The organism is Pseudarthrobacter sp. MOO13, from assembly GCF_058267655.1.
On record NZ_CM177848.1, the window covers coordinates 2,281,759 to 2,300,059 of the forward strand.

Here is an 18,301-nt window from a genome sequence, read left to right on the forward strand (position 1 = left end):
GCAAGAGTTCTCTATTCGTGTTGTTGGCGTGTCAGGCCGAAGGGAACGGCAGGGTGGGCCCGCACAATGTACCGGCCAGGCGCTACGCGGGTGACCATGATTCCGGTTTGGTGACGGGTGGCTGCGTCCTTGATCGCCTCTATGGCCTCGCTCAAAGCGTGGTCCAATTCAGAACTGTCGTTTACGTTGACCTCGACCATGCCGGGGGAGGTCTCTCGCCTCACTGCCGTTGTCATGGTTTCAGGACGACGGTCGTCGCGGAGGGCAGGTCTGTTACGGAGAAGCCGGCCCGCATCTGGTAGTTGCCGGGTTCGTAGTTCCAGCCGTTGTTCCAGTAGGCGAGGAGACGGGTGGTGATCTGCAGGTCTACTGAGACATGTTCGCCGGGCTCTACCCAGACGGGTGCCGAACCGACCAGCCAGCGGACAGCCCGCTCCACGGTGGAGTCCTTCTTTTCTGCATAAACCTGGATGACCTGCTTGCCGGCTCGTTCGCCAGTGTTTGTCAGGGAGACCTTCAGAGGGACGCTGTCACCGGGCGTGACGGGGTCCGCCGGTCCTTCGACGTTGTTGAGGGACCAGGTCGTGTATCCGAGGCCGTAGCCGAAGTCGTAGGCGGGGGTGGCGCCGGTCTTGAGCCAGGCGCGGTATCCGATGTGGATGCCCTCGTCGTAGCGGAGCTTGCCGTCGGCGTCGGGAGTGGTGTTCAGGACCGGGACGCTGCCCTGAGTTGCCGGCCACGTAGTGGGCAGGCGGCCTCCGGGCTCGGTGGTGCCGGTGAGGATGTCGGCCAGCGCGTTACCGAATTCCTGGCCTCCGAAGTAGCCGATCAAGGTCGCGGCGACTTCGTGGCGCCAGGGCATGATGACGGGAGAGCCGGCGTTGACGATCACAACGGTGCGGGGGTTCGCTGCGGCGATGGCGTGCACGAGCCGGTCCTGATAACCAGGCAAATCCAGGCTGGTCCGGTCGTAGCCTTCGGATTCGACCCGGGAGTTTGTGCCAACAACGACGACGGCGACCTCCGCTTGCCGCGCAGCTTTCGCTGCTTCGATGATGAGCACCTCGGGGTCGATTTGAGCGGGTTCGGTGCCGAGGGTGACGCTCAGGGCGTTGTCGAGGGGGCCCCTCCGGTTTGATGTGTCCAGTTCGACGAGGACTTCCACGGCAACACCTGCGGTTACCGGGATCTCCACCGTTGATGACGGCGGGGCGAGGAAGGACTCGGCGATGTCTTTGCCGTTCACCTCCACCTCCGCCTCATGGACGAGAATTCCGTCCACGTGGATCCGTACCCCGCCTACGGTGGCGGCCCCCAAATGGACAGAGCCGGTTTCGTCGGGCGTGTAGATCGTGTGCAACCGGACCGTGGAGGATTCGCGGATGGGGGCGTCTCCTCCGAACCAGACGAGGGCGGTGGACCGGCGGTCTTCCGTGAACAGTTCCTTGCCGTCGGCGTCGAGGAACGCAACCCGCAGACCGGGAATGCCGGTGGCAGGGTTAGTTATCTGTGCCAGGGGAAGTTCGGCGACGCCTTCCTGCACGATGGCACCAGTGCTGTAGGTGACGCTGTCTGCCCCGAACGCGGCGCGTATCCCTTCGAGCGGGGTGACGATCTTTTCCGGGAGCACGGTCGCTGACCCGCCGCCCTGGGTCCGGGCGTACTTGGCGTTATGTCCGATGACCGCGATCGTGCCCACTGCGGCTGGGTCCAGCGGCAGCACGCCGTCGTTCTTCACCATGACAGTGCCGGCTGCGGAGGCTTCCCGGGTGAAGGCCACCAGGTCCTCCCGGTCCACGGGTTCGGCGCTGACCGGTTCGAAGCCTTCCAGGGCGCCGACCCGGGCGGCGAGCTGCAGGATCCGAAGGACCTTCCGGTCGATGCTGGCTTCTGTTACCTCTCCGGAGCGGACCGCTGCGACGAGGGCGTCGCCCCAGGGGCCATCGGGGCCTGGCATGACGAGGTCCTGCGATGAGTTGGCGGAGTCGACGCTGCGCACCGCGGTCCAGTCGCTGATCACGACCCCGTCGAAACCCCATTCACTGTTCAATGGTGTTTCGAGCAGGTCATTCTCGGTGGCGGTGGTGCCGTTGATCGAGTTGTAAGCGCTCATGACCAGCCAGGCGCGGGATTCAACGACGGCCTTTTCGAAGGCCAGCAGATACAGTTCCCGCAAAGGGCGCTCGTCCACGATGGCGTCAACGGTGAAGCGGTCGGTTTCGGAGTCGTTGGCAACGTAGTGTTTCGGCGTCGCCCCGACACCATTGCGCTGGACGCCTGCCACGTAGGCTGCTGCCAGTTCCGCGGTGAGAACCGGGTCTTCACTGAAGGCTTCGAAGTGCCGGCCGCCCAAGGGCGAGCGGTGCAGGTTAATGGTCGGTCCGAGAACGACGTCGACGCCCTTGCGCCTCGCCTCGACGGCCGATGCCGCTCCAAGCCGATCGGCGATGGCGGGGTCCCAGCTGGAGCTGATGGCCGTGGCGGAAGGGAAATTCACGGACGGCTGGCGTTCGTCCCAGACTTCGCCGCGGACTCCGGTGGGGCCGTCGGAGACCAGGATGCGGCGCAGCCCAATCTTTTCCATCGGCCAGGTGGTCCAGAAGTCGCGGCCGGTCAGCAGCTGGACCTTTTCTTCAAGCGTCAGTTGGGGCAGGAGGGCTTGGAGGCGGTCGTCGATGGCTTTGTTGGAGGTTTTCTGTGCGCTGAGGGTTTCCATGGGCTGGTGGTGGTTCCTATGCGTGGGTTGGAAGGATGATGTGTGGTGCAGGACGGTCAGCCGTGCTGGAGTGCTTCCTGCCGGCGGTTTTCGAGGATGTCGCGGACCTTGGCGACGTCCCGCGGGTAGCAGCCGTAGAGGGCGGTGAGGACCACTGCATTGACGAGCATCAGGATGACGAGGGTCCAGAGGAACACGGTCTGGATGCCAAGCGATGCCGCGAGTGCGCCGGCGCCAAGGGAGAAGACAGCCCAGCCGATGGTTTCGAAGACGGTCAGGAAGATCGCGAAGGCCTGGTTGCGGAGTTCGGGCAAGACGACGGCGGCGACGATGGGACGGTTGGCGGGCGGGTTGGCGCCCTGGGCGAAGCCCATCAGTGCCCAGAAGATGCCGTAGATGCCGACGTTGTCGTAGTTGAACTGGGTGGCGAAGAAAGCGACGACGGCGAAGAGGACCTGCGCACCTTGCAGGTAGGCGACGCGGCCGCGGTCCGGCAGGATGCGGTCAAGTAGTGCCATGAGCCAGCCGCCGCCTGCGGTGCCGGCGAAGTAGCCCAGCCCGAAGGGCAAGAGCACGATGGCGGCCACGGCGTTGGTGAAGTGGCGTTCGGCGACGAGGAACTGGATACCGAAGATCACGATCAGCAGGTGACCCGACAGCAGCCGGGAGAGCATCATGACGGAGAAGGTGGGGATGCGGAACAGGGAGAGCACGGTGCCGAGGGTGACTTTCGGCGCGAGCGTTTCGCGTCCTGTCAGGTCGGCGAGCTGCTTTTCGGACGCGCCCACTCCGGGGTCCTTGAGGAAGAACATGACGAGCAGGCCCGCCGCGATGCAGATGGCGCCGATGGCCCACATGCCGTACCGCCATCCGTCGGTCAGTCCGGTGAAGAGCGCGATGAGGGGGCCGATGAATGAGCTGATGAGGCTGATGAAGCCGTAGAAGTAGCCTGCGGCCTTGCCGCGCTGGCTGTCGTCAAAGGAGTCGGCGATGATGGCGTTCGCGATCGGGCTGCCGCCGATGATGGCTGCGGACATCAGGGTGTTGAAGATCAGCAGCTGGACGAAGTCGTGGGAGAAGCCGGCGGCAATGCCGAAGGCACCGCCGACAAAGGTTGTGGCGACCAGGGCCTTCCGGCGTCCGATTTTTCCTGCCAGCCAGGCCCAGGCCGGACCGGCGGGTACAGCCACGAGTTTGCCCAGGGCTGCGAGAAGCCCAAGGTGGCTGCTCTGCAGCTTCAGCGCGGCGGCGATGGTGGGGAACAGGGTGGTGCTCAGGCCGGCTTCGGTGTTGTCGACGACGGTGACACCGGTGAGGACGGCAAGGTTTCGCCACCGGTGCGGGACGTGACGGGCCTGGGCTGCGCCTTCCACCTGGGTAGGAGCGGCCGTGTTCTGGGCGGGGGTTGCGGGGACGCGATGAGTGCTCATTAAAGAGTTCCTGTCTTCGTTGCCAGGTGATAGATGGGTGGGTTGTGTTAGGCCGTGGGTACGGCGGTGAGGGCTTCGGCGATGGGGCCGAGGGCGGCTGCCGGGACAGCGGCGACTGCGGCAAGTTGGTGAAGGGTGAGCTGCGCCGGAAGGTTGACGAGCTCGGTGCTGACGAGATCGGGCAGGTGCCTTTCCAGGACCTCGCGTGCGTTGGGGTCCTGGAGGAGTTCGAGGACCGGGACTGTCAGTGCGGCTCCCCTGCCGGGGAGGGAATCCAGGGCGGGCAGCGGTTCCAAGGCCAGGCGGGCGCGATCGGCCTGCTTCCGGACCAGCAAGTGGTCTTCGCCGGGTTCACCGACCCCGGGGAGTCCGAGGCGTTCGAACTGGCTAGCAGGAGCTTCGGAGGCGTGCATGAGCGTCACCAGGAGCCGCAGCATGCGCAGTTCAGTTTCGTCGTCCGTCAACGGGTTCTTCTGCTGCGGGTCGTTCTCGAGGTCAAACAGCAGAGTTCCGTGGGTCCAGGGGTTCATGAAGGAACTCGTCTGCACGGACATGGTCCGCAGGCCCTTGGTGAAACCGAACGGTTCGGCGGGTTGCCAATTGGCCAGTTCGGGCACAGTGAAGCGGCTGCGCATGTGGGTGGGCATGAGGGTGTAGTCCTCCAAGGGCCCGTTGCCGGGATCGGCTGCGGCGCGCATGTAGACGTACCGGCCGTCGGTGACATTGACGTGGCCCCCATGGATCCCGAACAGCGCAGCGTCGCGGACCTCAGCGGAGTCGTCTTCCATGACGAGGGCGAGGTCCTGGCCCTGCATGTCCGGAGTGGGTTCGAGGCCGAAGTACCGGAGCATGGTGGGAGCGATGTCAATGGTCTGTGCCAGGGCTCCCCTGCGCGTGTCGCGACCGGCGGTGCGCGGATCCCACAGGAACATCGGCAGGTGCACCAGCTCGTTAAACCAGGGCTGAACTGATTTGGCCCACCAGCCATGTTCACCCAGCAGGAAACCGTGATCGGTGTTGACCAGCAGGAGGGTGTCCTCCCAGAGGTTGTGCTCATCCATGGCATCGAGGACCCGGCCGAGCGACTTGTCGCACATAGACACCAGGGCGGCGTACTCGTACCGGGCATGCTCCACCTGGTCCTGGGATTCACTGACCTTCTGGTAGCCGGGCCAGTCGAACTCCAGCCCGTCGTAGTCGTGTGGGTACATCGCCTTGTAAGCCTCGTGGGTGAAGAACGGCTCGTGAGGGTCGAATAGTTCAATCTGGAGCATCCACTTGTCCGCGTCCTTGTTCACGTCGAGGAAGTGAAGGCCCGCGTCAACGGTTCTGGTCTGTGAGTGTTCCTCTTCAGTTGCCATGTAGGAGCGGTTGATCAGGTCCTGCCGCTTCATCTGCGACCGCCAGTCTTCGCCCTCTCCTGCGGGCTCGACCACGCCCTTCCAAGGGTCGCCTTCCTGGCCACGGAAGAATTCCCAGGTGGTGTAGCGCGGGTGGTAGGTCGCTCCGCCGTCCTCCCAGTAGTGCGGGTGGTCGGACACCAGGTGCGCGTGGACGCCGGCCTGCTTCAGAAGCTCGGGCATGGAGTCGTCAAAGGGCTCAAGTGGTCCCCAGGAGCGGTGCAGGAAGTTGTAGCGGCCTGTGTGCATTTCCCGCCGTGCGGGCATGCACGGCATGGATCCGGCATAGAAGTTGTCGAAGGTGGTCGCCTTGGCCGCGAGCCGGGCGAAGTTGGGTGCCTGCACGATGGTGTCGGCGGCGTAGGGGGAAAGCATGTGCCGGTTGAGGCTGTCGAACATCAGGATGATGGCCCGCATGGGGAATCCTTTCAAAGACAAAAAGTCAGGTGTGTGGGGGAGGCGCGGACAAATAACCCGTCAGCGGGAGTTCCGGGGAACCGAGGGTCAGGACGGGCCCGCGGTTGTTGTCACCGGGGTTGTGCTGGGGACTCATCCCCGGGCACCGCCGGCAGCGAGCGGGAAGACAGCTTTCCGTCCAGCAAATCGCGGCGGAGCTCGATCATGGCGGCAACGTGGGCGTCGATGGCCGCAGCCCCCATCAGGTGCATCCGCTCTCCGACCGAATCTGCAAGTTCGGCGTCAAACGGGATGGTTGGCGCCCAGACCTGCCTCCGGTCCCGATTGCGGTAACGGGCAATTTCGGACTGCCGGGTTTCAATCTCGGTATCCAGGATGCGAAGCAGTTGCTCTGCGCTCATGAACCCCGAGAAGGTCAGACGCACGCCCAGCTCGGGATCCTGGAAGCGCGACGGCGGCTGGTACGGTCCCGTCAGCCAGTCAAGGAAGACGGTGGCCCCTTCCTGCGTCACCCGGTAGGTTTTTGCGTCCTGGGCGCCAGGGCGGGGATCGAGCTCATGTGTGACCCAGCCTTGTTTTTCCATGCTGGCCAGAGAGCGGTACACCTGACTCATCTGGGTGTTGGAGCGCAGGAACCTGCCGTGGGTGTCCAGGTACTTTTTGAGGTCGTATCCGGTGCTCGGGTGCTCGAGGAGCACTCCAAGGAGGATGCTCTCCATCTTCATCGATGCCTCCGGAAGGTCGTTGGATGTCGTGAGGTGGGTCACCTCGTCTTCATCGAGCATGACACAAGTGGAATCATCGGTCAATAGCACTTGTGGAATGGTTATGCGGCAGAGCATAGTAGATGAAGGATCCAAGCGAGTACCCGTCGAGGTCGCGAGCTCTTTTCCAGGAGGACCATGGACTGCCAAAACCCGGGGGCCAGCCCCAGTTGCTGCACGCCCAACAGCGGAGCAAACACCCCCACGGCCGCAGAGCAACACTCAGGACCAGCAGTACCGTCCTCCCCCACTACCGCCTCGACAGCACCTAGACATCAGGACGTACCTATCCCGGCAGGTGTGTTCCTCATGGGCGACGCATTCGGAGAAGGCTACCCGAGTGACGGGGAAGGCCCCGTCCACGCGGTGGAGCTAGAGGCGTTCAGGATTGATGCGACGGCGGTGACGAACCGGATGTTCGCCGCCTTTGTGGCGGCCACCGGTTACCGTACGGAGGCCGAACAGTACGGCAGTTCGGCTGTGTTCCACCTCCTCGTAGCCGCACAGGATGCTGACATCGTTGGCCGCGCTGCCGGAGCACCCTGGTGGATCAACGTCCGCGGCGCGGACTGGACACATCCAGCTGGCCCCTCCTCTGACTGGAACCAGATGCCTGATCACCCGGTCGTCCACGTCTCCTGGAATGACGCGCAGGCATACTGCCAGTGGGCCGGCCGACGACTGCCGACCGAGGCGGAATGGGAATGTGCCGCGCGCGGCGGACTGACTGGGAAGCGCTACGCATGGGGGGACGAGCTCACTCCGGGCGGGGAGCACCGCTGCAACAAATGGCAGGGGACCTTCCCAACAAACAACAGCGAGGATGACGGCTTTCTCGGCACCGCCCCCGTAAAGTCCTACCCCGCCAACGGCTACGGGCTCTACGAGGTTGCCGGAAATGTCTGGGAGTGGTGCAACGACTGGTTCCTTCCCAACTTTTACCGGACCTCGCCCAGCCAGGATCCGCAGGGGCCCGTCACTGGGGCCGGCCGGGTCATGCGCGGCGGTTCCTACCTGTGCCACGAGTCGTACTGCAACAGGTACCGGGTCGCCGCCCGTACCTCCAACACGCCGGAATCCTCCAGCGGAAACTGCGGCTTCCGAACGGTGACCCTCTAATGGTCAAGCTCAAAGAACCCAAATGGCGCCGCAACGGGGAGATGCCGGACTACCGCTTCTCACTGGCAAACGAACGCACCTTCCTGGCCTGGATCCGCACCGCTATGGCCATCCTCGCCGGCGCCATCGCCGTCGACCAGCTCACCCCGCAGATCGCCCCGCCCCCGGTCCGGATCATCCTGTGCCTCGTGCTCGCCGTCATCGGCGCGCTGCTGGCCCTGGAAGCCTACCGGCGCTGGTCTCTGCAGGAACAAGCCATGCGCCAGAAACGGGAACTCCCCCACGCCTGGCTGCTCGTGGCGATGACGACCGTCATCGCACTGGCCGGCACCGTCGTCGCTGTTCTCATCCTTGTCCGGTGACACCACGGGACCCAGGGCTGCAGCCGGAACGGACCGCACTCGCCTGGCGGCGCACCTTCCTGGCAATGATCGTTTCCGACTTCTTTATCTGGCGCGCTTGGACAACATCCCTCACCCACCACGGCGGCGACATCGCAGGCTCCTCCCTCGGTCTCGGCATCGCAGCGGCCGTCGCGGCGAGTGCCACCGCCGTACTCGGAATCTGCATCCTGCACCGCAACGCAAACCTCCGCGACAAAAAAGCGGCGCATCCAGTCCTCCTCCGCACCGCGACGGGGGCAATCATTGCCGTCGGTACCGCCACCATCTCTTCAATCCTGCTGGGCGGGTGAAACACCGGCCGAGAACAACCGTGTGGGAAACGCACCGATACGCGCCCACACACACGCGCGATAGTCGCCAAACCCGCTTTCCGACCGAGCCAAGTTGCCGGGCGGGTTCAACGACACGGGCTGGGCAGGCTTTGGTGGACGAGCCCAGACGCGAGTGGCGGGTCTTCTTGGTGCCCACAGGTTCGCCCAGAAGAGAACGCCCAGTCCGAAAGGAGCAGAGGACGCTGCCTGATCCAGCGCTCAAAGCCAGAGTGGTGGTGCTTGCCAGAATCGACGACTCTCCGAAACGTCAAGCTTTGTCAACACCAAAAACATAATAAGCTCTTGACCTGCGGAAACACTGTGCCCGAGGTAGGACTCGAACTGGACTCCAGGCCTTGCCAACGCTGGGAACTTCCGAAAACACGCGGAATCGGAAGCAGTCCAACCGCTATAAAGCACGATCCAGCGTGAAAGGTGTGGACATTGTCCACACCTCCCAGCAGCCCTAATTAGCAGTCCTTCCACGGAACATAGCCTTGGTGCGAGGCTTAATCTGGGACTCCGCTTTCTAACTGTCGTGTCTTGGCTCCCCCTCGCTGCGGTTGAACCAAGGCTCTCCGTCGAATTCAGCATCCATGAAGCCGCTGGCCGTCATGTTGATTAGCGTTGGTGCATGTAGCTCTGCGGGTAAAAACTTGTCATCGTCCGGATGCCGGTAGACGTATTCCCTGGCATGCTTTGCCGTGTGCTCGTTAAATAGTCGCTCCATGGCCGTTGATCCGCCTTGAGCGCGGTCTGCCGCTCCTTGCAGAACGGCTGCTCTGATCTCCTGCACCTGAGGGTCATCTGCGGATAGTCCCTTGACGATTGCCATAGGATCGCTCATCAGCAGGCCTAATTTCCTCGTCAGTGGAAACGCCACAGCCCAAGCAGTTCCGAAGCCCACACCTTGCCAGGGTTCGTCTTCAAAGTTACGCACCAGGCTGATTGGCGCGTCCGAGGTTATGAGAGACCGTTGGGCGAAACGGACAAGAGTCCATGGCCGGGTCGCGATGTACGGGGTCAGCTGTTCGGAGGTGTCAACCATGTGCTGTATGTGAATGTGATTTGGAAACGAGATTGGCGGCCCTCCGGGCTGCGTGGCTTCATCCCATATGCGATTTGCCTGTTCGTCGCTGGCATCGAACCCCATGTTGTCTTTGATCCAACGTTTGACGTTCCTCCGCCCTCCAGCACCAACCTCTACCCGGGCAGTCTTGGCATGTAGATGCTCAATCGTCTTGCGCGTATCAGGACCTCGGGAAGCTTGAAGCGCGATATAGAACGAAAAAGTCCATCGGTCTCTTTCCGGAAGAGGAAGCTCACCGCCCTCGAGGCGGCGGATTATATTCAGGGCTTCGCCCTCAATACCGCTGAGAAGTTTCTCAAACTCGTCAGGCTCATAATAGCCATGAAGCGTGTGGAAGTGAGTCTGCGCGGCGACGTTTTTCACCGACGGCGTGTAACTCGCCCTCCCGTCGAGCGGCACAACCGTAATACGCTCTTTCTCATTTGCGAAGCCGCGTAGATAGCCCTGAGGAACGTAATGGTGCAGCTTCGCCACACTGCCCTGCTTTGACATGTATAAATGACCCCCAGAGTTAAGACCAATGCCAACGTACTACCAGCAGGTGGCACTCACAGCACTTCTGTACGGCAGCCCCACTTACAGTCCCAAAACCGCCAATCACACTTATGGTTCACTCTGTCGAACGCGTGACCCTTGCGTTCCCGTAGACGAGGGCAACATCTTGGTCTCTCCAGCGGAGCAAGGATCCTCCGATCTCGCTTCTCGCTTAGAGCACTCGGACCGGCGTCATGCCGCTGAACTGCCAGGCCGCGATGGACAGGCAGAAGTACGAACTGCTTGTCATTCTGATATGTCCCCATGATCGCTGGGCGGGTCCTCCGCGCAACCAGGGCGCTACCGCGCCGACCCCGGAACCGAAAACTTCATCATCAGAACGGTGAAGCATTGCCCGCGGCTGAAGTTTTCGCCCCGGCGCCGGTCCCCCAAGTTGCACTCCGGCCCCTCTACCCAGCGGGTGGTCCCCTACCAGAACGACGCACACAACCAACAACCGCAACAAGACACGGCAACACAAGGGTGAAGGGAAACAAGGGGATCATGGAAAAGCTCACTATCAAAACACCATCAGATGTGCTCAGCTTCATCGGGCATACTCTGGGCTTCTGGCCCAAGGAAAGCTTGGTCTGCATCACCATGAACGAGAACAGCATCGGCGCGACGCTGCGCATCGATCTCCCCCGCCAGCCCGGCCAAGAACTCCCCTACGCACGCACCGTCGCCCACTACCTCACCAGCGACACCAACGCCACATCCGTACTCTTCGCCGTGTACACCACCGAACCAGCGCAGCCCGGTCAGGCCCGGCCGTATGCCGGCACCATAGCCGCTCTCACCGGGGTCCTCGCCGAACAGGGCATCACCATCCGGGACGGACTCTTCGTCGGAGACGAAACCTTCTCCCCCTACGACGGCGAGCCCGGCACCACCCTCGCCCTACCCGTCAGCTCCACTCAGACGAGCGCCATCAACGCCGAATTTATCTACCGGGGCAGTTTCGTCGAACCCACCGACCGGGTTATTCTCCCGCCCACCGGCGAGGAAGCAGCGAAAGCGGCCGCCGTCGAACACCACATGGACACCATCGCCTCCCAACCAACGGACGCCGCGCTCCAGCAGGGCCGGCAACTCTGGGCAGGAATGCTCAACTCCAAGACCTTCCCGAGCGATGACGACTGCCACGCCCTCGTCGCAAACCTGCAGTTCCCGGCTATCCGGGACCGGCTCATCGCAGACATCCCAGGCGTCGACGAACCCATGCAACAGATCCTGTTCGCCCAAACCGACCATGCTCCGAAATGGTCACGCATCGAATGGGCACAACAACTCCTCCTGCACGCCTACACCCGCACCAGCGCCGAACACGCAGCACCAGTGCTCACCACCATCGGCTACATCAACTGGTGGGAAGGCAGAGGCAGCAAAGCCCACCAATTCCTCCAACTCGCCCTCGACACCGACCCCGCCTACCGTCTCGCCCGCCTCAGCGACCAAATGATCGGCTCCGGCATCGTCGCCGGCTGGAACATGAACAAAGACACCGCATACAAATCCCTGCCCTACGACCTTCCGTGAGGCACTTCAGGACTAGCCGAGTTGGCGCAGCTTAACAGAAGGTACACTATCGGCTCTTTAGAATGGGCGGGGGAGCACCTGCAGAACGGACTGTTCCTGCCATCGTTCGTGGCTTGTTTTCCGCCGGACTTCGGCGCGTGGGAACGGCTCAGCCAGCACCTGGTTGACGGCCTGGATGTCCAGAAAGGCCGGTCAAAGGTTACGGCAGATCCGGTCATCTCCACCCCCCCATACGGACCGTTCGGCGTGGTCAGGATACGACGGTTCGACCAGGGCATGCATGATTTCCTCGAATACCCGGGGAAACCTCCGGCGTATTCCAGCGGGCCGCGCCGTGCATGTCGATCAACCAGGCCGGCGGACTGCAGTGACGGCCGTTGGGTGACCGCGGTTCTCGTTAGTGGATCGCGCCGAGTTCGACGAGGAAGACGCCGCCGATGATGAGGACGATGCCAATGCTCATTAGCCACGTAAGGGGGTCGTTGAAGAGGACCTTAGAAAGAACGGCGGTGAGGGCGACGCCTGTTGCGGCCCAGATTCCGTACGCGATGCCGATGGGCATCCCATGAGCGAGGGCGAGGCCGAGCATGCTGAAGGACACCACGTATCCGACCGCAACTGCTGCGTACCAGCGTTTGTTGTCGATTGCCAGGCGGAGGCTGATCGTGCCGGAGACCTCAAACAGGATGGCAGCGGTGAGGAGAAGATAAGACATCAGGCCATCTCTGCTTTCTTGTGGGCCGCCTGGGCCCCGAGCTCCACGCACAGGACGCCGGCGATGATGACGATGATTCCTATGCCCATGAGGGCGGTGATCGGTTCTCCGAAGATCAGGAGGGAGCCAACGGCAGTGAGGGCGACGCCGGTAGCTCCCCAGATACCGTAGGCGACCCCGAGGGCCATACCCGTGCGGAGTATCTTGGCGAGCAGTACGAATCCGCTCAGGTAGCCGATGACAACGACGACGTAGAGGGCGGGGTGCTCGAGTGCGCCCTTGAGGGCGAGTGAGGCCATCACTTCGACCAGGATGGCGGGAATTAGGAGTAGCCAGGCCTTCGTGGTGTGGTCATGGGTTGTTTCCTTGCGTGATGTGCTGCTGGGTGGTCTGCGCGACGAGGTGGCCCTCGTAGCCCCAAACGAGGGAAAGAATATGTCCGCGAATGTCAGGGCGAGGATCGTTCCTTGACGCGGCGGCAGGAAGCCAACGATCACGTAGATCCCTGTTCAAGATGATTTGGGCTTAGAGGGAGGCACTGTAAGTGATGCGGTTCTTTCCGGATGCATCGTTCGAGGTATGCCCGCACGCCTGATTCGGCGGCCCGCCGACGGGCTCACTGCCCACTAAGCGATGGGTGTGTGGCAGGTCCTCACGCAAGATGCATAGTCCGGGCACGTTGAGCGCGCGACGCCCACCCTCGCGGTACTTACTACCGGGTACTGCGGCCTTGGGCGGCGGAGGTGACGAGGTCGCTCTTGGTCAGCGGCGCGCCCGTGTGCAGTGCCGCAGTCCAGGTCTCGGTGTCGGTGACGGCGGCCCAGTTCGAGTGCAGCAGCGCCATGAGGGTCTCATGGACTTGGCGTGCGGGCGCGGTGCCGGCGTCGTTGGCGAGGTCGATTGCTCCGGTCGCGTCTGAGAGGACTTCGACCGTGAATCCGAGGGGCTCCGCGGCAGCGGCGGACGCGAGCACGCAGTTGTTGGTCATGTAGCCGGCGAGGGTGATGGTGTCGATGCCTTGTTCACGCAGCCAGGCTTCGAGGTCCGTGTCCGCGAAGACGCTGGAGAACTGTTTGCTGATGCGCTTGGCCGCCGCGTTCTCGTGGGCGGCTACTTCGGGGTGGTTGTGCCAGGTCGCCGATCCGGATGCGAACACCGGTGCTTCTGCGGGAAGCTCGTGCTGGACGATCACGACCGGCGTTCCGGTCTGCTCTGCGGTCTTGATCGCGGTCTGGATGCTGATGATGGATTGGTCACGGCCCGGGTACTGGATCGGAAGCAGTCCGTCGAAGTATTCCTGCTGGGCGTCGATGACGATCAGGGCGCGGCGCGGTGCGGTCATGGAGTTCTCCTTCAAGGGGTGTGTTGTGAACATGCGGAATGTGGGTATGGCTGCTACTGGGCGGCGGTTGGAAGGGGCGCCTCCACGTGGGGCAGCGTGTAGTGATCGGCGAGCAGGCTAATCCCCTGCTGGTCGAGGCGTGCAGAGTGGCCGCCAACGACGAGCATCACCTCATCGACACCGGTGCGCTCGTGCATGGCTTCGAGACGGTTTGCGACAGTAGCGGCGGAGCCATGAAAATTTCGGCTGGTGTAGGCGTCGAGGATTTGCCGCTCCTGAATAGTGGCCGGATACGCCTCAACCTCGTCCGGCGGCAGGAGCAGGTAGCCTTCGCGCTTGAACATGCGCAGCATCCCCATTGCCGACGTTGCCGCCTGCCGTTCTGCCTCAACCGGGTCATCGCTGATCGCCACGGGCACGCTGACGAGCGTGTACGGCTCGGTAAGCACTTCGGAGGGCTGGAAGCTCTCACGGTAGAGACGCATGGCAGTGTCGATGTCAGCGTCGCCGAACTGCAAGGCGAACGCATACGGCCTGCCGAGCTGCCCCGCCAGTTGTGCTGAGTACGGAGAGGAACCCAGCACCCACACCTCCGGGAAGGTCGAGGGCGCAGGCATCCGGTTCTCCCTCGCTTGCCACGGGCCAGGGACTGCGTGAACATGTCGGTAGGGGTGTCCAGAAGGAAAGTCGTCGCCGAGGAATCCGAGCAATTCGAGCACCTGTTGTGGGAATCCGTCGTTGGCATCCGCGCCTCGACGCAGAGCCGCAGCGGTCGCCCCATCAGTGCCGGGCGCGCGTCCCAGCCCAAGATCGATCCGGCCCGGGGCGAGAGCCTCCAGCATCCCGAACTGTTCGGCGATCAGCAACGGTGCGTGGTTGGGCAGCATCACCCCTCCGGCGCCAAGGCGGATGCTCGTCGTCTCAGCGATGAGACGGGCGACCATCAACGCAGGTGATGACACCGAGGTCGCCCCCATCGCATGATGCTCAGACATCCAGAACCGGTGATAACCGCGCTGGTCCGCCGTTCGCGCCAAGGAAATCGTCGCCGCGAGCCCCTCCCCGGCGGTCATCCCCACCCCGGTACCGCCCGCAGAAAGCACCGACAGCGCGAAGGGGGCCGTGCCGGCCGCTCCATCGAACGTCATCGGACCCGCTCATGGAAAATAGTGTTTTTTAGCATGATCGGAGCCTAGCATTCTTCTCACGCTTAAATGAAACTGCTACCATGAGGATCATGTCGGAAACACCGCTGGCAGCCGCACCAGGCGCTAAAGAGCATCCCAGCCTCGCGCTGGTCAACAGCGCGAACGAATTGCCCGCCGGCAAACGCTATGACGAATTGGACGGTCCTGACGACGCTGCGGCCTGGCTGAGAGCACACGATCTCATCGGGCCGGAGACTGTGTTGCACGACCACTGCCGGGGCAGGCTCGCAGACCTGCGGTCAGACCTGCGCGATCTGTTCACCGCGCACACCACAGGGGACGTCCCCACGACAGCGGCCGTGCAAGCTCTCAATTGTGCGCTGACTTGTGCGCCCGGTGCACTCCTGCTTCAGTTTGACCCGGATTCAGGGTTTACCCGCAGCGCCAACCACCCCGTGACGCAGGTCGTCGAGCACGTCATGGCCCTCATCGCCGACGACGCTGCCTCACTGCTTAGCGGCGACCAAGCATCGGTGCTCGCTTCCTGCGAAGCGGACGGGTGCCAGCGATTCTTCCTCCGCACCCACGCTCGACGGCAATGGTGTTCAACCCGCTGCGGCGACCGCGTCCGCGCCGCACGCTCCTACGCGCGCAAACGGCGCGCAGCTCCAAAGTAGCTATGTGAGCGAGGCCAGACCCTGGCGCAGTGGCCTTGGGGAGCATTCCGTCGCGCTCTGAGCCGCCTCGGAAAAGGGAATTTCTCTCAACCGGCTCTTGTGACTTGCTCTGGTGCACGGCCGCCTTAACGTCAAGCCGGAAGACTCCCGGATGCGGTCGCGAGATCGCAAAGGTAACAACTTCAGCGGCGCCAGCGGGTGACGGTTTACGTGTTCTGCGATGCCCTAGGGATGGCCCCAGAAGGAATCTTCCGATTGGCTGTCAGCTGAGAAAAGCCTCACCTCCGCGATCTTTCCCTCACGGATCGTGAGGAGATCGACGCCGGACATATCCATCGATGCATCCGCGCGCTTGCCTGAGAACTGCACCGGAACGGCAACGAGTTCTCCGTTAGCCATTGCCGGCCCGGTGACGGCGATGGCGAAGGTCCCCTGGCTCGCTTCCATCATCCCGCCGAGCAGCGCACCCACGCCGTCGACCCCCGTGTGATCACCGGAAAACCGGTTGGAGCCCGGCTGATACCAGACGACGTCCGGGCTGAACAATTCCATTGCCGAGGGCATATCACCCCTGCTGAGGGCGTCGAAGTACGCTATTGCTACAGCAACGGGTGTCTGGTCAGTCATCTTGATCTCCTAGATTGGGTTACGATCCCTATGGTTACATTCGGTAACCTGTTACCTCAACGTAACTAAGGAGGCCGACTCTATGAACGTACCTGCCTGGAACGTCATGGTGGCCACCTGCCCCTCGCGGACCTCCCTCGCGAAAATAGCCAACAAGTGGACTGCGATGATCATCATCGCCCTGAGCGGCGGTCCACTGAGGTTCGGTGAACTGCGTGATGCCGTGGACGGTGTCAGCGGCAAAGTCCTGGCCGATACCCTGCGTGATCTGGAGCGTGATGGCATCGTAGAGCGAACGGCCTATGACGAGATGCCCCCGCGGGTTGAATATGAGCTAACCACCCTGGGCCAAACGCTTCGAGAGCCACTATCGGCGCTTGGCCGCTGGGCTGAACAACATATCGAAGCTGTACTGTCAGCCCGGGAATCCTACGACAACCGGGCCGACCCAACGACCCTCAATAGGCGCGCGTAGTTGGGCGGTCACACCCTAGCGGCCCATGTCGAGAAACGTCCCCAGCCGAGGCGCTGGAAGCACCGTTGTCGTTCCCGAGCACACCCCACCTGGCGGCGGTGCTGCAGTAGACCATCTCGCGCTGGGGCAGCCAAGCAAGCCGTCGCTCAGACGCCGTTTCGACGCCCAACCCCGGGTCTGGCTCCGGGCGCTGATTCCGAGTGCTGGCTCTTCCGCCACGTGTCAGTCCTTCAAGTGACGGGAGAGGCCGTTCGTTCGGGATTGAGGGGGACCCGGTCGGCGGGGCGGTTGATCCGGCCCACCACTTCGGTTTTGTACGTCTGGGATGAGTCCATGCTGCCGCGGAACCACACGACGGCGTGGACGGCCGGTTCTCCCGGGACCACCATGGGGCGGAGGTTGTCCGCGTCCGAGTTTTCCGTCACCTCCGACCATTGCCAGGAGGCGCCGTTGTCGGATGTGCGCCCTCTATAGATCTCGTAGTGGCCAGTGGCTTGACTGGTCCCCGGGTGTAGGGGTGTGGAGATGTACACCTGGTCCAGATCGTTCGGATCCACGGCGCCGAGCCCCGTGTAGTCCTGTTCGTGGGGCAGCAGCGCCGAGCCCGCGGCGGCCAGCGGGTGTACCAGCCAGCGCGTCCCGTCGAAGCGCGCGTAAAGCAGCCGATGGTCGTCGACCTCAAGCCGCTGCAGACGCTCGAGAGGTCCGTCGACGTCGTTGGCGCGGCAGCTGATAATTGCCGCGAGTTGGTCGCCCTTCCCTCGCAGGTCCGTGGTCCAGGCATGGGTGAGGACATCACCGTCGATCCTGGTGCCGGATTTGAAGACGGTCGTGAGAGCATTCTGGTTTATGCCCGCCGAGCCCAGGAGAGGTTTTTCCATGACCCTTCCAGCGGCGTCGTGGAGGGCGTTGTCGCGGATAAAGCCGTGGTAGATGCTGTTGTTGTAGTCGCGGGGGTGGTGGTCCGTGGTGATGAGGTCGATCCGGTCCACCCCGTTACCCCAGTACCGGGTGTAGCCATTGACGTAACCCACCTTGGGCCGGGTGAACAGCTTGCCGCCGTAGCGCCACGTCCCGCCGTCGTCGTCGGAGACCATCATGCTCGGGTCGTCGTTGACGGCACGGACAAAATTGTAGACACGCGATTCGGCGTCCAGGCGGTGCAGGTTGGAGTAGGTGGCCCCGCGTCCGCCAGCCAGGTCTGTCCAGTCAAAGGCGTGCTCCGGGCCCCATTCTGATGCGTCGTGCGGACGCAGTGAAACCCGCCAGCGCGAGTAGTTGTCGGTCTTGTGTTTGGCGTACATCGCCACGTACCTGCCGTCGGGCCTTATCAGCAGGGCGGGTGCATTGTGGTCGTCCGATTCCAGTCGCTGGTGGAGCACCTGGACGCGTCTTTGGCCCGTTTTCAGGTCCACCACGGCGATTTCTATGTTGCCTCCCCGGGTCTCACCGCCGGGGCCTTCGGGTGCGGCTACGGAGCCTACCAGCAAGGTGTTGTTGGCGGGATCGATGAGGGCGCGTTCGTCCTGGAACCAGCACCACGCCCCGTTGTCGTTGATGCGAATTTGACAGCCGTTCTGCTTGTTAGGGAAG

At 63.0% G+C, this 18,301-nt stretch carries 18 protein-coding genes; 6 read left to right on the plus strand and 12 right to left on the minus strand.

The annotated features are described in order from the left end of the window. Positions 1 to 11: 11 nt before the first annotated feature. From AC4EEO_RS10550 to AC4EEO_RS10570, 5 genes are all read right to left on the minus strand, one after another. The gene (locus AC4EEO_RS10550) at positions 12 to 224 is read right to left on the minus strand and encodes a hypothetical protein (RefSeq protein WP_491338817.1); all 213 of its coding nucleotides are present in this window, start codon (positions 222 to 224) and stop codon (positions 12 to 14) included. An 8-nt stretch (positions 225 to 232) separates the two neighbouring features. Next, positions 233 to 2,716 (minus strand): beta-glucosidase family protein, encoded by a 2,484-nt coding sequence (locus tag AC4EEO_RS10555; RefSeq protein WP_491329796.1) that lies wholly within the window; start codon positions 2,714 to 2,716, stop codon positions 233 to 235. A 56-nt stretch (positions 2,717 to 2,772) separates the two neighbouring features. Continuing rightward, entirely contained in the window at positions 2,773 to 4,146 is a 1,374-nt protein-coding gene (locus AC4EEO_RS10560; RefSeq protein ID WP_491329795.1) for an MFS transporter, read from the minus strand. Positions 4,147 to 4,193: 47 nt separating this feature from the next. After that, positions 4,194 to 5,963 (minus strand): sulfatase, encoded by a 1,770-nt coding sequence (locus AC4EEO_RS10565; RefSeq protein ID WP_491329794.1) that lies wholly within the window; start codon positions 5,961 to 5,963, stop codon positions 4,194 to 4,196. A 110-nt stretch (positions 5,964 to 6,073) separates the two neighbouring features. Beyond that, positions 6,074 to 6,748 carry a PadR family transcriptional regulator gene (locus AC4EEO_RS10570; RefSeq protein ID WP_491329793.1) on the minus strand — a complete coding sequence of 225 codons (675 nt, stop codon included), beginning with the start codon at positions 6,746 to 6,748 and terminating at the stop codon, positions 6,074 to 6,076. A gap of 117 nt (positions 6,749 to 6,865) precedes the next feature. On the opposite strand from AC4EEO_RS10570, the gene AC4EEO_RS10575 reads away from it, so the two are divergent. The 3 genes from AC4EEO_RS10575 to AC4EEO_RS10585 are packed head-to-tail and all read left to right on the plus strand — an operon-like array spanning position 6,866 to position 8,540. Next, a complete protein-coding gene (locus AC4EEO_RS10575) occupies positions 6,866 to 7,846 on the plus strand; it encodes a formylglycine-generating enzyme family protein (RefSeq protein ID WP_491329792.1) in 981 nt (326 codons plus the stop codon). Next, the gene (locus AC4EEO_RS10580; RefSeq protein WP_491329791.1) at positions 7,846 to 8,208 is read left to right on the plus strand and encodes a YidH family protein; all 363 of its coding nucleotides are present in this window, start codon (positions 7,846 to 7,848) and stop codon (positions 8,206 to 8,208) included. Before AC4EEO_RS10575 ends, AC4EEO_RS10580 begins: the two co-directional genes overlap by 1 nt. Continuing rightward, on the plus strand, positions 8,205 to 8,540 hold the full coding sequence (locus AC4EEO_RS10585; RefSeq protein ID WP_491329790.1) for a DUF202 domain-containing protein: 336 nt from the start codon (positions 8,205 to 8,207) through the stop codon (positions 8,538 to 8,540). Before AC4EEO_RS10580 ends, AC4EEO_RS10585 begins: the two co-directional genes overlap by 4 nt. Before the next feature lie 550 nt (positions 8,541 to 9,090). Here AC4EEO_RS10585 and AC4EEO_RS10590 read toward each other — a convergent pair. Next, complete coding sequence (locus tag AC4EEO_RS10590; RefSeq protein WP_491338818.1) at positions 9,091 to 10,143, minus strand: DUF4238 domain-containing protein; 1,053 nt, start codon at positions 10,141 to 10,143, stop codon at positions 9,091 to 9,093. A gap of 546 nt (positions 10,144 to 10,689) precedes the next feature. Here AC4EEO_RS10590 and AC4EEO_RS10595 point away from each other — a divergent pair. Further along, positions 10,690 to 11,724, plus strand: coding sequence for a DUF4192 domain-containing protein (locus AC4EEO_RS10595; protein ID WP_491329788.1), 1,035 nt, complete (start codon positions 10,690 to 10,692; stop codon positions 11,722 to 11,724). Between the two features lie 397 nt (positions 11,725 to 12,121). On the opposite strand, the gene AC4EEO_RS10600 is transcribed toward AC4EEO_RS10595, so the two are convergent. From AC4EEO_RS10600 to AC4EEO_RS10615, 4 genes are all read right to left on the minus strand, one after another. Continuing rightward, positions 12,122 to 12,439 carry a DMT family transporter gene (locus AC4EEO_RS10600; protein WP_491329787.1) on the minus strand — a complete coding sequence of 106 codons (318 nt, stop codon included), beginning with the start codon at positions 12,437 to 12,439 and terminating at the stop codon, positions 12,122 to 12,124. Next, positions 12,439 to 12,936, minus strand: coding sequence for a DMT family transporter (locus tag AC4EEO_RS10605; RefSeq protein ID WP_491338819.1), 498 nt, complete (start codon positions 12,934 to 12,936; stop codon positions 12,439 to 12,441). Before AC4EEO_RS10605 ends, AC4EEO_RS10600 begins: the two co-directional genes overlap by 1 nt. 215 nt (positions 12,937 to 13,151) lie before the next feature. After that, positions 13,152 to 13,781, minus strand: a complete 630-nt coding sequence (locus tag AC4EEO_RS10610) for a cysteine hydrolase family protein (RefSeq protein WP_491329786.1) — start codon at positions 13,779 to 13,781, stop codon at positions 13,152 to 13,154. A gap of 53 nt (positions 13,782 to 13,834) precedes the next feature. Next, complete coding sequence (locus AC4EEO_RS10615) at positions 13,835 to 14,929, minus strand: LLM class flavin-dependent oxidoreductase (protein WP_491329785.1); 1,095 nt, start codon at positions 14,927 to 14,929, stop codon at positions 13,835 to 13,837. Positions 14,930 to 15,009: 80 nt separating this feature from the next. Here AC4EEO_RS10615 and AC4EEO_RS10620 point away from each other — a divergent pair, with 80 nt between their 5' ends. Beyond that, positions 15,010 to 15,606: a CGNR zinc finger domain-containing protein gene (locus AC4EEO_RS10620; RefSeq protein ID WP_491338820.1), complete on the plus strand. Its 597-nt coding sequence runs from the start codon at positions 15,010 to 15,012 to the stop codon at positions 15,604 to 15,606. 225 nt (positions 15,607 to 15,831) lie between these two features. Here the strand turns inward: AC4EEO_RS10620 and AC4EEO_RS10625 are convergent, their stop codons facing one another. Continuing rightward, positions 15,832 to 16,233 carry a nuclear transport factor 2 family protein gene (locus AC4EEO_RS10625; RefSeq protein WP_491329783.1) on the minus strand — a complete coding sequence of 134 codons (402 nt, stop codon included), beginning with the start codon at positions 16,231 to 16,233 and terminating at the stop codon, positions 15,832 to 15,834. Positions 16,234 to 16,315: 82 nt separating this feature from the next. On the opposite strand from AC4EEO_RS10625, the gene AC4EEO_RS10630 reads away from it, so the two are divergent. Then, on the plus strand, positions 16,316 to 16,708 hold the full coding sequence (locus AC4EEO_RS10630; protein WP_491329782.1) for a winged helix-turn-helix transcriptional regulator: 393 nt from the start codon (positions 16,316 to 16,318) through the stop codon (positions 16,706 to 16,708). A 230-nt stretch (positions 16,709 to 16,938) separates the two neighbouring features. On the opposite strand, the gene AC4EEO_RS10635 is transcribed toward AC4EEO_RS10630, so the two are convergent. Continuing rightward, complete coding sequence (locus AC4EEO_RS10635; RefSeq protein ID WP_491330916.1) at positions 16,939 to 18,273, minus strand: BNR-4 repeat-containing protein; 1,335 nt, start codon at positions 18,271 to 18,273, stop codon at positions 16,939 to 16,941. Positions 18,274 to 18,301: the final 28 nt, after the last annotated feature.

Coding starts and splice junctions, on each gene's coding strand:
- AC4EEO_RS10555 (WP_491329796.1), bottom strand. CDS start 2,716: ATGGAAACCCTCAGCGCACAGAAAACCTCCAACAAAGCCATCGACGAC.
- AC4EEO_RS10560 (WP_491329795.1), bottom strand. CDS start 4,146: ATGAGCACTCATCGCGTCCCCGCAACCCCCGCCCAGAACACGGCCGCT.
- AC4EEO_RS10565 (WP_491329794.1), bottom strand. CDS start 5,963: ATGCGGGCCATCATCCTGATGTTCGACAGCCTCAACCGGCACATGCTT.
- AC4EEO_RS10570 (WP_491329793.1), bottom strand. CDS start 6,748: ATGCTCGATGAAGACGAGGTGACCCACCTCACGACATCCAACGACCTT.
- AC4EEO_RS10575 (WP_491329792.1), top strand. CDS start 6,866: ATGGACTGCCAAAACCCGGGGGCCAGCCCCAGTTGCTGCACGCCCAAC.
- AC4EEO_RS10580 (WP_491329791.1), top strand. CDS start 7,846: ATGGTCAAGCTCAAAGAACCCAAATGGCGCCGCAACGGGGAGATGCCG.
- AC4EEO_RS10590 (WP_491338818.1), bottom strand. CDS start 10,143: ATGTCAAAGCAGGGCAGTGTGGCGAAGCTGCACCATTACGTTCCTCAG.
- AC4EEO_RS10595 (WP_491329788.1), top strand. CDS start 10,690: ATGGAAAAGCTCACTATCAAAACACCATCAGATGTGCTCAGCTTCATC.
- AC4EEO_RS10600 (WP_491329787.1), bottom strand. CDS start 12,439: ATGTCTTATCTTCTCCTCACCGCTGCCATCCTGTTTGAGGTCTCCGGC.
- AC4EEO_RS10610 (WP_491329786.1), bottom strand. CDS start 13,781: ATGACCGCACCGCGCCGCGCCCTGATCGTCATCGACGCCCAGCAGGAA.
- AC4EEO_RS10615 (WP_491329785.1), bottom strand. CDS start 14,929: ATGACGTTCGATGGAGCGGCCGGCACGGCCCCCTTCGCGCTGTCGGTG.
- AC4EEO_RS10620 (WP_491338820.1), top strand. CDS start 15,010: ATGAGGATCATGTCGGAAACACCGCTGGCAGCCGCACCAGGCGCTAAA.
- AC4EEO_RS10625 (WP_491329783.1), bottom strand. CDS start 16,233: ATGACTGACCAGACACCCGTTGCTGTAGCAATAGCGTACTTCGACGCC.
- AC4EEO_RS10630 (WP_491329782.1), top strand. CDS start 16,316: ATGAACGTACCTGCCTGGAACGTCATGGTGGCCACCTGCCCCTCGCGG.